This window comes from Rhodoglobus sp. (assembly GCF_053580035.1).
Window position 1 is genome coordinate 25,073 of sequence record NZ_JBMDVL010000001.1, and the last position, 13,545, is coordinate 38,617.

The window sequence follows — 13,545 nt, forward strand, 5'->3', positions numbered from 1 at the left end:
GAGGGAATGTGGAGGGAGCTGGGAAGCGTCTTGTAGTGGCTCTAACCGCTCTTCTTACTTTTCCTCTGGAATGGCCTGAAATTCTTGTTCTTCGGGCCGTGGAGCCTACTGCTATTGGCCCGGACGCTTTCTGCTGAGCAACGTACGAAGCGGCGGCTGCCGGTGTAAGCGTGTCGCGTGGCGTGCGGTAGTCGGCTGAGACATGCTTAGGGCGAGATGTCTTCTGCAACTACTTAGACGGTGCACCCCGGTCCCGTCGGTCAAGGACCCGTTATGGCATTGCACCACCACTTTCCGATTCTTCAAGCTGAATTGCACACGTACCGTCACAAACTGGTACTGCGATGATCAAGAAGATTGTCAAGGTCGACAACATCGGTATCTTTCAGCGCTGGTCGCCTGGCTCCGCAGCTGAAGACTTTGCCAGGATCAACGTGATCTATGGCGGCAACGGCAGCGGTAAAAGCACCCTGGCCCAAGTGTTCGGAAAACGGGCTCATGGAGATGCTAATGGGGCCGAAATTCACATTGACGTCCTCGACGAAAATGGCACTCAGCGGCGGGTCAGCGCTCGAGACGATCCGTTCTGGGACCGCGTCAGAGTGTTCAACAAGGACTTCGTGAAACGCAGCCTTCTGTTTGACATCGAAGGCAGAAGCGACGCGCTTCCCCTACTCGTGCTCGGCACGCCGAACGTTGACCGCGCCAAACGGCTCACGGCCATTAACGAGCGTTTGAAGGAGATCGACGAGGAACTTCCGAAGGTCACCAAGTGCGCGACTGACTGGCAGACGGCGCACCGGAAGATTGCCACTGATACCGCGCGAACAATCTCAGAAGAGCTTCAGGCTGCTGGCAGCCGATTTAGCAGCCGTAGCTACAACGCAACCAAGGTTCGAGAAGCACTCAAAGATCCGAAGAGGTCAGCCGCCGAACCACCAGTTGACGTAGCTAGCGATCTGCAAGTCATCCAGAGCAAACAGATGGGTGACGTTGCACCTTTACCCACAAGGCAGTTCTCTCTGGCCGCGCTGGCAACAGATATTGAGCTTGTACTGGCGGAAAGCATCACCAACAACGCAATTGTCGAGCTCAAGGGCAACTCTCCTGCGGAACAGTGGGTTCAGGAAGGGCTCGCGCTGCACGATGGACGGGACCATTGCTTCTTCTGCGGAAATGAGCTTACTGAGGATCGCGGCCTCGAACTCGACAGACACTTCGACGCAAGCTTTACACGACTACAAGCCAAGCTCGTCGAGCTCGAGGAGCGTCTCTCAACCCACGAGTCCAGCGTCGTGCAAGTCCTCGCCGGTGCGCATGAAGCAGGCCTCTTGTATCCGGACTTGCGCGACGCTTACATTGCTAGCCGGGAAGCTGTATCGAAGAATCTCGCCCTATACCGGCAACGGATCTCCTCATTGCAGGGCCTCATTCGCAAGAAACGTGCGGCGCCATTTTCCTTGCCAGAGAGCGATGAGGAGCTGCCCGGAGTCGACGCGATCAGTTTTGAGTCGTTTGGAGATGTTCTCGACGATCACAACGTCCGAAACGCTAACTTTCAGAAATCCGTGACGCTAGCCGCGGATCGTGTTGAACGCTCCCGCCTCGCGGGCATCGTTGAGGGATACAAAAGTGCCATGGCAGGCGAAGCAGTGGCTCAAGGGCTGGTTGGTGGCTTCACCACGGAACGACGAGAGCTGCTTCGAGAGCGTGAGGAGCTTGACGTCGAGCACCTCGATTCCGCACCACTCGCCGAGGAACTGACCCGGGACATCGCCACACTTCTGGGACGAGCAGAACTGTCTTTCAGAAAACAGGGCGACAAATACGCGATCGAAAGACACGGTGAACCCGCGACAGCGCTCAGCGAGGGAGAACAAACAGCCGTCTCGCTGCTGTACTTCTTATGCAGCCTCCGAGACGAAGAGACAAAGGGCATCAGAGCAACTGTCATCATCGATGACCCCGTATCAAGCCTCGATCAGGAGATTCTTGTCGGCGCGTCGGGCCACCTCTGGAGTGCACTCGTAGGCAACGGGTCAAAGCACCAAGTCATACTTCTGACACACAGCTTCGAGTTGTTCCGCATGTGGAGCAACCAATTGGACCGGCTACCTGACAGCCTCAAGAAGACTTGCAGCTTCACGATCGCAGAACTCCGAACACGCTACGAGAATCCCTCTGAGGGGGTGCCGGTGAGGCGGCCGCGGTTGCTTTCCTGGAGCGATGCTAAAAAACGAAAGAAGTTGCGCTCCCAATACCACTATCTATTTTGGCGAGTTGGGAACGTGATCGCTGACAACCGAGCCAGCGGAGACCTCATTGCGGAGTTTGAGGCCATGGCAATCATTCCTAATGCTGCGCGAAAGATGCTCGAAGCATTCCTTGCGTTCAAATACCCGAGTTCAATCGGCGACTTCGAAGGATCGATGAGACGAGCATTAGAGCACGAAGCTGTAACTGATCCCGTCAGGCAACGCGTGACTCGATTCTTGCATCAGCAGTCTCACAACGAGGAAGCCGATATCGGCCGCGGAACCAATTTCGGTGAATCAATTAGCGTGCTTGCGTCGAGCCTGGAGTTCATCAAGGCAATCGACAGGCAGCACTTCGAAGAGATGTGCAGAGCGCTAGACATTGACCAAGAACAACTCCAAATGGTTTGAGGGGGAGTCGTCATTGGTCGAGCCGTTCTTCGTCTGAAGATGCGTATGAACTCACTGTTCAGAAAATCAGGGGATTCCGTCGGTGCTGGAAACCGGCTATTGTCTGAATATGGTTGAGATGAGTGAACGGCCGCAGCCTCCTCGGACGGAGGCAGACATGGTCGCGGTCGGAATAGCCACACTCCGCGATCGCCTTCCCCCGGATTGGTTGCTCACCGAAGCCGCAGTAGACCGAGGAACCCCTCGCGCAGACGCAACCTTTGTGCTGCGTTCCCCAGACGGGGGAGAGTTGCAAGTGGTCGTAGAAGCAAAACGGTTGCTGGAAGCAAGAGATGTGCCCCGGATTAGGGAGCAACTCGACAGAATCATCGACCGCCAACCTGCAACCATTGGGCTGGTCGCAGCCCGGTACTTGACAAAATCTACGCGCGAACGCCTTGCGGACGCTGGACTGTCATATGTAGACGCCACCGGGAATCTACTGATGCGCGCACAATCGCCTGCAGTATTCATCTCCGACCGGGGGGCCGATAACGACCCCTGGCGTGGACCAGGCCGCCCTCGGGGAACTTTGAAAGGAGAGCCAGCCGCCAAGGTGGTACGTGCTCTGCTGGACCTCCAAGGACCTTGGAAAATTAGCGACCTAGTGAAAGCATCGGCATCCTCCACGGGGTCGGTCTACCGCGTCGTCGAGTTCCTGGAATCCGAAGCGCTGGCCAACAGAGAAGACGGTGGGCTGATCACGGTCCCTGACTGGCCCGCCTTGCTGCGCCGGTGGAGCGACGACTACCAGTTCCTGCGTACGAACACCGTCACCCAGTGGATCGCCCCCCGTGGGATTGACTCGTTCCTCGAGCGGGTTCGGAAGTACGAAATGCGCGATTACGCGATAACAGGATCAATCGCAGCCGCCACCTGGGCGCCCTACGCGCCGGTCAGATCGGCCATGATCTACAGCCCGAACCCTGAGCGCGTTGCAGAAGCCTGGGGATTGCGCGCGACCGATACCGGGGCAAACGTCATCTTGGCCAGGCCGACATACGACGTCCTGGTTGAGCGCGCGATCGACAGGCCAGACGGCCTTCGTATTGCAGCACCGACACAGGTTGCTGTCGACCTCATGACTGGCCCCGGGCGTGCACCATCGGAGGCCGAAGAACTAGTGGAATGGATGAAAAGCAATGAACAGCTCTGGCGATGAAGCGGCGGACCTGCTGGTCCGAGCCCGCTCTGTTCTTCTCGACGCCCTCGACGCGTTACGCGAGCACATCGACGCAATCATCGTGATTGGCGCACAAGCGGTGTACCTCCGAACAGGCGGGATCGACGTCGCGCTCGCAGAAGCGACGAAGGACAGCGATGTCGCCGTTGACCCTCGCTTGCTCGCAGATGATCCACGGCTCGAAGCCGCGATGAGGGCCGCCGGGTTTTTGCCATCGGTGAACGGCCAGCCTGGGGCGTGGATAAGCCCGGACGGCATCCCCGTCGATCTAATGGTGCCCGAAAGCTTGGCCGGCGCTGGCACTCGCGGCGCGCGCATTCCTCCACACGATGCGAGAGCAACCCGACGTGCCAGAGGTTTGGAGGCAACACTCGTTGACTTCGACGAGATGGAGGTAGCAGCACTCGACCCGGACGATCACCGAATCGTCAGGGTGAAGGTGGCAGGTGCAGCCGCACTCCTCGTCGCAAAACTCCACAAGATCGCGGAACGAGTTGATACTCCTCGTCGTCTCATTGACAAGGACGCCCACGACGCGTACCGCATCCTGCGAGCGGTTGAAACGGACGCCCTCAGTTTCGCGTTCACACGTCTTTTGACCGACGGGCTCAGCGAGGGCGCCACGCGAGAAGCTTTGGTTTACCTTGCAGAACTCTTCGCTGCTGGGCCCGAGGCGACCGGGGCCATGATGGCGGGCAGAGCGGAAGAAGCAGTGGGGGACCCTGCACAGGTCTCAGCTGCCGTCGCGATTCTCTCCGGCGACTTGCTCGACGCGCTCGGCGAAGGATAACTACACGTGGATCAGGACTTTGGTCACCCGCGTTTGCGGGGCGGAAGCTCATCTCAAACTGCGGCACGGCTTCTAATCCTTTTGGACGTGCTTGGAATGCCTGTTGGAGATCCACCCCCTGTGCCTGGTGCGGTGCGAGCGATCTCATCTCTCACTCGGCTTGAGAAGCTTGATTTCTGGATGCGTAATCCTGACTACCTTGCGGATGAGCTTCTGACTGACCACCTCGAGGGACGGCTTCCACGCCAAACAATTGAGGTGCACGTCAGCCGAATGCTGAGCTTAGCTGCCACTGGCCACCACTATCCAATGATCCGCTTCAAGTACGGAGCGTATGAACAGGTAGACGATGCGCTTGCAAAGTTGAAATCAACCGGCCTCATCGAACACCGTCGTTCAGCTGATGCTGGCGACCGTGCCCGACGCGACTACTTCCTACTCGAAGAAGGTGAGCGTGTTGTCGCCCAAATGCGAACCACGCTGCCGCAGTTGCAGTGGTACGACGATCAAGCTGAAGCAATTGCGCTTCTTGCCGAAGCAGCGATGGGTTCTACTGCGCGGCAACGCCAATATGAACAGCCTGAGTACCGGGGGGCGAGGATCGGCACTGAAATCCCCGCGATTTTCGAACGAGTGGCGGAACGCGCGCGTGAGCTTAGTTTCAATATCGAGTCCGCGAGTGGCGAGGGGGAAGAAAAATGAACGCATCTGATAACTGGTACCAAGAGGTCGCGACCCTCAGCGGCGAGAGTAGTGAGGTTGCTCGGGAAATCCTGGAGCAGGAGCGGATTCCGGCACAGCGCGTGCTCCCGGCCCGGCGTCGCCTCCGCGTCGAGGCCGTCCACTTCTCTGGCGTGAAAAACCTTGCCCACCCGGATGGAGAAGACGAGCGCGTACGGGAAGCTTTTAGCTTTACCCACGAGCTCACTCACACCATTACGGCGTTCTTAACGCGGGCAAGGAACGACGCCGGGAAGTCCACGGTCCTTGACGTGATTCTTTGGGCGGTGCGAGGAACGAGCGGACTTGCCGGCGACGTCCGTGCATGGATGCGTCAAGCTTCTGTCCAATTCAGCATCGATGGAACATCCTACGTTGTGTGGTGGCGCATGGACGAGAAAGTCCCAAGCGGTCAAATCGTCACTCTCCGGGGATCTCAGAACCTCGATTGGCAGCGAGTTAATGATGAAGCACTGCGCGAAGCAGAGGATGAGGTGTCCGCCGGTGAGATACCTGCCGAGCGGCCGATGACAAGAGTGATCGGAGAGGCAATCAATGCGGGCGCCTTCGTTGCCGGGGTGTTCGTCGACGATGAAAGCTTCAAACGGACAATCGCAAATCTCATGAGCTCAGCGCTCGGGTTTGAGGAGACTGAAGCCTGGGCTAAGCACTCCAATGCTTCGGAAACTTCTGATGGACATCTCGTCACTCACGGATGGCCATTATGGTCTCAAGCATTGGCTATCTCGGACAAGCCGATCAAGGTGACTATTGGCGATGAAGCGCAGGCGTCCCAACTCGTGCTGCAGATGTACCTCGGTACAGCCTGGGGGCCAGCGGCTCTCGCGGCCAAAGCTCGCAGGTTAGCGATCGAAAGCCAGATTGCCTCGCTCAAGCGCCGTCAGTCGAACGACGAACGTGACCGCGACGAAACCGTAGCCGCTTTGCAGAGCGAATTAGCCGAGCTAGAAGCAGAGCAAGAAACGCTCTCATGGGTCGACGAACTGGACAAGCTCGAGGAGTTGGTCTCCGGTGTACGAGGAACTGCGCAAGAGCTGGCGAAGGCAGAGTCGGACTACTTGGTCGCAGCCCGGCTCTACGGGCAGTTTGAACGTGATTTGGCGGATGCTCAAGCTGACGAAGTGGCACTCGAAGAGGCTGCGGTAACCAAAAGGTTCTGGCATTCGCTGAAACCATCGTGCTGCCCGCGATGTGATGCAGTAGTTGATGAGAAGCGATGGAAGAAAGAGCGTGACGGGCAATGCTCGCTATGTGATTCCGATATTTCAGAGATTGCCGAGCCCGCGCCAGTCGAGTTTTCCAATGCGGAAGCCTACGCGGATGAATCAGATGATATGACTGATGATCGCTCGGCTATACGGGAGCGAATTGTCGCGGTGACCGAGGCGCGAGAGACTGCCTCTGACGTGCTCGACGCAGCGACGGATGAACGGGAGCGAGCAGCTGGCGCCCACCGTGTTGCTACTGAAGCTATCGGGACTAGCGATATTGACGTGGCTCGTCCGCGGCGTATCGAAATGGAAATTGCTACTCTTCGGGGGCGTATCGAGGAGCGTTCACGTGTTTCGGTTGCACCCGCGGAGTTGACTGAGAGAGAACAAGTTGTCTCGGTTTTGAAGGCCGCAGAGCAAGTTGCGAAAGTGCGCAGCGACAAGGAACGTACTGAACTTCTGAGTCTAGTCAGCACTGACATCACTGAGCTCGGACAGGCTTTGGGATTCGCGCAGCTTGAATCCGCTAAGTTCCAAGCGAACTGCAATCTTCCCGTCGTTAAAGGTGGTGAGCGGGTCAACTTTGGTTCTCTGACTGAAGGCGAGAGGCTTCGCCTCAAGGTCGCGGTGATAATTGCATTGTTGCGTGTCGGAACGGGCGCAGGTGTTGGACGTCATCCCGGTCTCTTGGTCATCGACTCACTTGCCCGCGAGGAGCTTAACCCCGCGGACGCGAAGCAACTGCTCGAAGAGCTCGAAAAGGTCGCTGACCTCGTGGGCCTTCAGATCATTACCGCTTCAGCACGCGGGGAGATGATCGCGGAGGCGCTTCCCCCTGACGCCGTTCGATTTGCGCGCGAATCAGACGATTACATGTGGTGATGGGTTATGACCTGAAGTGGCAATCGAGTAGTGGAGAAGGAAGGACAAAAAGATGGGGCAGCCTCTTGATACCCTGCGCCGTTGGGAGGATTCCAATCTTCCAACCTTCGACCAGCTTGGAGGGGAAGCCGCGATCTTTGCTGAGCGCGACGAGATCCTTGCGTGTGACGCCGCGAAGATAGTTGGGGTCCTCTGTGCCAGCTGGGCACAGATAGGCTCGAAAACAGACGCAATTGAGTTCCTCATGCAGGCAGTCAAGACCGACGATGTCTACGATGCAGATGACGTTCTCGACGTCATCTTGACAAGTGAACTCGCCCTACCCGACCTTGCGGAACCGCTCACCAACTTCCTGCGGGAAGCATCCTGCCGTGAAGGAATTCTGGGGGATATCGCTAGCCAAGGCTGGACTCGGCTCGCACTTGGTGAATGGTGTAGCGGGTTGGAACTCCGCGGTCATCTGGCGCATCGGGCCAAAAGTGCGAGCGTTGGTCGTGGGGAAACAACCATCTATTTTGTGCGCTCAGTCGGAGCTGCCCTCCACAGGTGGAACGATGACGAGCTCGCGGCAACGATGCGCGCGCTTGGCCTCCTAGACGGGTATGAGGCGGATGCCGCCTTCGAGCTCGGAATGCACTACGTAGGTCGAGCACTTTCAGCAGAGACACATGTCCGAGCAATAGAACAGCTCCGCACTGCCGTCGAACATCTCAGTAAGGCTGAGTACCTTGATAACCGTAAGGATGCCAAAGCGTTTCTTGCAGCGATCGGGCCACTCCTGGGATATGCGGAGGGCAAGCCGGTCTCACAAGACGTTGTCGTTGAGGTTCGTGGAACCATCAACGACTACCTAATCGGGTATAGAGGTCTTGGGCGACACTGGCGGCAAGGACGTGCAGATACTAGCGACGGATGGGCCGAACTTGTTGCACTGCTTGCAGATGCGTCTACCAGCAGCGACCCCGAGTGGTTTGACCCATCGGCAGTTATCGAAGCGGCAGCAAAGGTATACACCGCTCACGTCACAGTTGAATTGGTCGTCAGCGAGAACGCCGCTCCTGATAGGGCGAAAGGCCGCGGACTCGCAGCGCTGGTGCGGCCGGCCATCATTTCTGCTTTCGTCACTAAGCCCCCCAGCCTGCAGTTCATAGGACATTGGCTGGACGCGGCTAAGGCGCGTGGGAACGGGGACGCTCAGCTGATTGCCGCTGTCGAACTGCTTCAGGCCGATGTCTCCACGAGAGGCAACTCCCACCCAAAAGCTGATGGCGGGGACGGACCGTCGTCTGTTTCTGCCGTTCCCGCGCCCCTCGTGGAGGGCCTCGATCAGTTTCTTGAGCTCTATTCGAGCGTGAATGCCCCGCTCCCCTTGGCGTGGGACAACGTGGTTCGGCGAATCATCGACGAAATTGAAGAAATTAGGCCAGAAGAGGCCGCCGCGGTACGAAGCGAACTTGCCGCACTCGTGGTTCACCTCGTTCGATTCGTTGCCCATCACATCAATCTTCGTCAATCGGGTGAGCGAAAGAAGCCTTGGCTCGGAGTAAGTGCAGACTTCCCGAAGGAGCACGCGCTTTCAGAGGCCCTACATGAATGGTTAGCTGCCTCCGGTGTCGATGCAACAATCGAGCGAGTGAACACGGCCGGAGGCGACGTCGACCTTGAGGTTAGATTTAGGTTCGGTAGTTTCTACATCGAGGTTAAGCGTGTTCTGCATAAGACGACGGATGTAGTGCTTACAGATCGTTTCGGCAAGCAGGCAACTCAGTATGCTGCGACCGACATCCCAATTGTGTTTCTCGCGGTGCTTGACTACGCACCTCGACAGGTGAGGGTCGATTTGCCTGGCGTGTTCTGGACAATTCCATTCCGGCCAGAGCCCGCATCTCGCGAATATGCACTTACGTCCCTGCGGGTACAGGCAAATGTTGAGTCGCCCTCTGCGTCCAGTCGTTCACGACGGACAAGTGTTTGACAGTTGGTTGCCCATGCTCCCCGGCGAAATATTCAAAGTCAGACGTGCCGTTTAGCACCGTCAGTCAATGAAAAAGGGGGACCAAAAGGGGACCAGAATCATGCAAGTCATGCAATGCATGACGTGATTTGAACCGTTCTGCGCAGCTCCGCGCCCCGGAATATCAACGATCTGGGCTCGTAGGGCTACCTGGGGGTCAGGGGGTCGCAGGTTCAAATCCTGTCAGCCTGACAACGTGATGTCACAAGACGTCGGAATAGTCCGGATCCACGTTTGTGGATTCGGACTATTTTTGTCTGCCGAAGACTAGCTTCAGCTTGTCGGTGGCTCTCGGTCGCCACGCGATCGCCAGCGTCGATACCCAATCCGAAATACATCACAATGTGGTGGCGACTATGAAGCGAGCGATTATCGGATGCATTCTTGTATCTGGTCTTGTTCTCGGCGGAGCCGGAGCGGCTTTCGCGTACTCCGGGCAGGATCTGCCCGACTCGATCGAGGGTAACCCGCCCGGTTTCGACGATGATTTCGTCGAGTAGTAGACCCGCTGTTCGAGTTACCTGTTGGCCCCGTCGAGGAACGGCGGGGTCGGCTGCTCAGCAAACGGAGGAGCTGTCACCACCACCGAGGGCGAATGTCAGCGGGATCGCGAGCGAAGGTGCATACTGGGGCGAGCAGGGCGGGGCAGAGGGGGAATTTTTCTGTTCGGCGGGATCACCCGGTCCACTTGCTTCTACGCCCGAGTGGATGTTCTATGACTTTGTCAACCCTGTCCTATTTTCCTGCCGTGCAAAGGCGCCGACCATTCAGATCGCGGATGCTGGCGCTCACCTTGGTGCTCGCTATCAGCTTCTCGGGGCTTGCGTCGATGCCAGCTTCCGCCATTGGCGTGACTAGTCCCACTTTGTTGGCCGGATGTGTGCAGGAGACAGCGGTCGGATCGGTGTCGTGTACCTTCAGCTTCACTGGGGTGGAGCAAGTCTTTACTGTTCCTGCTGGGGTGACGTCTGTGACCGTGGTCGCGACCGGCTCTGCGGGCGAGACAGTTCAGACTAGGCATGTGGGGTTAGTTGCTGGGGGCGACGGCGGAATTGCGACGGCGGTGCTAGATGTCACGCCAGCATCCGAACTCTTCGTCGAGGTGGGCGGCGTCTACGGCTTCAATGGTGGCGGCAGGTCTGGGCTGGCATGGGGAGAAGGAGCTGGATCAGGCGGGGGCGCCTCTGATGTGCGAACTCTTAGCGCCGACGATTCCCTGAGCCTGGGCTCACGCCTTGTTGTTGCCGGCGGCGGCGGCGGAGGCGGAGGCGTCGGGGACACAACTGGTTATTTAAGTACGGCACCCACCGGAGGTGCTGGCGGCGCAGCGGAAGCCTCTGGCGCTAGCGGTGAGTGGATGTGGGCTGGTGTTGCGTACGCTCCAGGTGCTGGCGGGTCACCCGGAACAGCAGATGCCCCTGGGGCTGGCGGTTCAGGGGGAACCGAACTGCGGCCCGGAGTCGTCGGTGCCGAAGGGCAAGGCGGACGTGGAGGTGCTTTTGGCAGAGACGATAGGGACTATGGCGGAGGCGGCGGCGGCGGCGGCGGCGGTTGGTTCGGCGGCGGCGGCGGTGGCTCAGGCACCGGCTTGGTGAACAGTTCCGGTGGCGGTGGCGGAGGCGGAGGCTCATCCTACGTTCCGTCAGGCGGCACGACGGCGACGGCGGAAAAAGACGCCCCCGCATCCGTGGTTATCAGCTACCAGCCCGTTGGCGTCGTGGGGTTTCTCAGCGCACGTCTAGCCTCACAGACGACTGTTGCTGGGATAGGGGTCGCGGTGCAGTCAGTTGGCCTCAACTCAGACGGTGCCGGAGTGCAAGATCTGACCTCAGTGGCAATTCTTGACATCGCCCCGGATGGCACGTGCACAACTAATTCGTGCACGCCAGCAAGCCCAGGCATCCACACGGTGACGTCAACCGTGGGTGCGCTCACAGACTCGGCGACTCTGACCGCCACGATTGCAGACCCCGTATTCACCGCTTCTACACCGGACTCGACAACGATGTCCGGCGTTTCTGGTGTCAACTACACTTTCGCAGCTGCGGGAATCCCTGCGCCGAGCTTCTCTGTCGGAACAGGAACGTTGCCGCCCGGGCTGAGCCTCAATCCCGCGACCGGAGACCTCTCGGGGACACCCACAACCGTCGGTATCTCGACCTTCACGGTTGTCGCATCGAATGGAGGCGTTCCAGCGACGACTCCTCGGATATCCATCTCAGTTCTGTTGCCGTCTGGCTGCGTCCAGCCTGAAATAGCTGGCGTCGTCACGTGTACCTACAATTCCATTCAGGCCGAGCAGACCCTAGTGATTCCCGCCGGTGTTTCTTCGATCGCGGTCACCGCGGTCGGAGGCGCAGGCGGAAACGGCCAACGGAGCTATGACGATCTGAACGAAGGCGGTGTGGGCGGTGCGGCAGGAAAGGCGACCGCGACAGTAGCCGTTTCTCCATCGTCGACGCTATTCATCGAGGTCGGTGCCGCGGGTTCCAACGGCTACTCTCTCGGTGACGCCCCCGTTTACGGCTCCGCTGAAGGAGCATTCAACGGCGGTGGCACTTACCTGCATTACATTTCACGGCAAGGTAGAGACGGTGGTGGTGGCGGTGCATCTGATGTGCGCACGATCACCCGCGATGATGCCGGCTCCCTCGATTCCCGCTTACTGGTCGCTGCGGGTGGCGGTGGGGGTGGAGGTGGAAGCAATTATGTCTCGCTGCCCTCGATTTATTCGAACGACGGCGGTTCTGCTGACGAAGATGCCCCACACTTTCTAGGCGGGAAACGGGGAACCGAAACTGCGGGCGGTCTGAGCGGCGAGCGCTATTCCAACTCTTCGGGGCTGAGCGGCTCCCTCGGGCAGGGCGGTAGTTCTTTGTATGGCAGAGGTGGCGCCGGAGGAGGAGGTCTCTTTGGCGGCGGTAGCGGAACCGATTACAGCTATCGTTTCGGCGCCAGCGGAGGAGGCGGCGGTTCTTCGTTCGCTCTCGGCGGCAAGACAAGTATTGCGGCGCCCCAGTCGCCGTCGGTAACTGTTGCCTATCAGCCGCCGATCGTTCTTACGGCGGTGTCGAGCACTGTTGAAGTAATGACCGGTGCAGAGTTCATCCTGACTGCTCGGGACGCGGCTGACGAAGCCGTGGATGCTTCGACGTACACGGCGCTGACGATCGCACCGGATGGCAGCTGCACCGGAAGTGTTTGCACGCCTGTGACCACCGGCGAGCATGTGGTCACTGCGACGATTCGCGACCTCACCGCACAGGTCACGCTGATGGCGATCGTCTTGCCCGTCTTCACTGCTGTAGCACCCCCGGTTACAGGTTTCGTAGGGCAGGTGTACGACTATCAGTTCACCGCCAGTGGCGAGCCGACGCCGCGCTATGGCTTGGGCTCGGGAACATTGCCGGCAGGGCTGGCTCTTGATGCAGCCACCGGGCGACTTTCGGGAACGGCGTCCACGATCGCCACATCCACATTCACCGTTACCGCCGAGAATGGCGGAACCATTGCCCGAAGCGCACCTGTCACGATTGACATCGTTCCGGCACCCACAATGCACCTGTCAGCTTCGACGGTCACTGCCGGAGATCAGATTACGGTCACGGGTTCCGGATTCGGCCCGACATCGGCGCTCCAGTTGGTTCTTCATTCTGATCCGGTTCAGCTCGGCACCGTGACCACTATGTCGGATGGCAGCTTCAGGGCAACCGTGACGATCCCGGCAAATACGATGCCGGGCTTGCATCATCTAGCGATAGGAGGCTACGAATATGCGGCCATCGAGGTCACCGCAATCCCGGGAGGATTCGCTGCCACGCTATCGCGCACAGGGAGCGACCCAGCAGGACTGCTCACTCTCGCGATCCTGCTCATCCTCTTTGGTGCAGCCGCGTTTGTCTGGTACCGGCGCGAAAGGACTATTCGTTACCTGTAGATACTGAGTGGAATCGATCATCCGAAATCCACCTTGGCGGGTGCGACGTTTGCAGATGCCGATTGTGTAGAGATCTCTCACG

8 protein-coding genes are annotated in these 13,545 nt (G+C 58.7%); all 8 read left to right on the forward strand.

The window, feature by feature from the left end; all coding sequences use genetic code 11:
* The first annotated feature begins 344 nt into the window (after positions 1-344).
* The 8 genes from ACOH1Z_RS00130 to ACOH1Z_RS00165 all read left to right on the forward strand — a co-directional run bounded on the left by ACOH1Z_RS00130 (position 345) and on the right by ACOH1Z_RS00165 (position 13,463).
* The gene (locus tag ACOH1Z_RS00130; RefSeq protein ID WP_449646480.1) at positions 345-2,666 is read left to right on the forward strand and encodes an AAA family ATPase; all 2,322 of its coding nucleotides are present in this window, start codon (positions 345-347) and stop codon (positions 2,664-2,666) included.
* Positions 2,667-2,775: 109 nt separating this feature from the next.
* Entirely contained in the window at positions 2,776-3,867 is a 1,092-nt protein-coding gene (locus tag ACOH1Z_RS00135) for a hypothetical protein (protein WP_449646481.1), read from the forward strand.
* Positions 3,848-4,678, forward strand: coding sequence for a hypothetical protein (locus ACOH1Z_RS00140; protein ID WP_449646482.1), 831 nt, complete (start codon positions 3,848-3,850; stop codon positions 4,676-4,678). Before ACOH1Z_RS00135 ends, ACOH1Z_RS00140 begins: the two co-directional genes overlap by 20 nt.
* A 96-nt stretch (positions 4,679-4,774) precedes the next feature.
* Positions 4,775-5,380 carry a hypothetical protein gene (locus ACOH1Z_RS00145; RefSeq protein ID WP_449646483.1) on the forward strand — a complete coding sequence of 202 codons (606 nt, stop codon included), beginning with the start codon at positions 4,775-4,777 and terminating at the stop codon, positions 5,378-5,380.
* Entirely contained in the window at positions 5,377-7,512 is a 2,136-nt protein-coding gene (locus ACOH1Z_RS00150) for a hypothetical protein (protein WP_449646484.1), read from the forward strand. The genes ACOH1Z_RS00145 and ACOH1Z_RS00150 overlap by 4 nt, the downstream gene beginning before the upstream one ends.
* A 52-nt stretch (positions 7,513-7,564) precedes the next feature.
* Complete coding sequence (locus ACOH1Z_RS00155) at positions 7,565-9,487, forward strand: hypothetical protein (protein ID WP_449646485.1); 1,923 nt, start codon at positions 7,565-7,567, stop codon at positions 9,485-9,487.
* 395 nt (positions 9,488-9,882) lie between these two features.
* Positions 9,883-10,026 (forward strand): hypothetical protein, encoded by a 144-nt coding sequence (locus ACOH1Z_RS00160; protein ID WP_449646486.1) that lies wholly within the window; start codon positions 9,883-9,885, stop codon positions 10,024-10,026.
* Positions 10,027-10,241: 215 nt separating this feature from the next.
* Entirely contained in the window at positions 10,242-13,463 is a 3,222-nt protein-coding gene (locus ACOH1Z_RS00165; RefSeq protein ID WP_449646487.1) for an Ig domain-containing protein, read from the forward strand.
* Positions 13,464-13,545 lie beyond the last annotated feature (82 nt).

Bases quoted from the DNA above. Each gene is read 5' to 3' on its own strand.
- ACOH1Z_RS00130 (WP_449646480.1), top strand. From the start codon at position 345: ATGATCAAGAAGATTGTCAAGGTCGACAACATCGGTATCTTTCAGCGC.
- ACOH1Z_RS00135 (WP_449646481.1), top strand. From the start codon at position 2,776: ATGGTTGAGATGAGTGAACGGCCGCAGCCTCCTCGGACGGAGGCAGAC.
- ACOH1Z_RS00140 (WP_449646482.1), top strand. From the start codon at position 3,848: ATGAACAGCTCTGGCGATGAAGCGGCGGACCTGCTGGTCCGAGCCCGC.
- ACOH1Z_RS00145 (WP_449646483.1), top strand. From the start codon at position 4,775: ATGCCTGTTGGAGATCCACCCCCTGTGCCTGGTGCGGTGCGAGCGATC.
- ACOH1Z_RS00150 (WP_449646484.1), top strand. From the start codon at position 5,377: ATGAACGCATCTGATAACTGGTACCAAGAGGTCGCGACCCTCAGCGGC.
- ACOH1Z_RS00155 (WP_449646485.1), top strand. From the start codon at position 7,565: ATGGGGCAGCCTCTTGATACCCTGCGCCGTTGGGAGGATTCCAATCTT.
- ACOH1Z_RS00160 (WP_449646486.1), top strand. From the start codon at position 9,883: ATGAAGCGAGCGATTATCGGATGCATTCTTGTATCTGGTCTTGTTCTC.
- ACOH1Z_RS00165 (WP_449646487.1), top strand. From the start codon at position 10,242: ATGACTTTGTCAACCCTGTCCTATTTTCCTGCCGTGCAAAGGCGCCGA.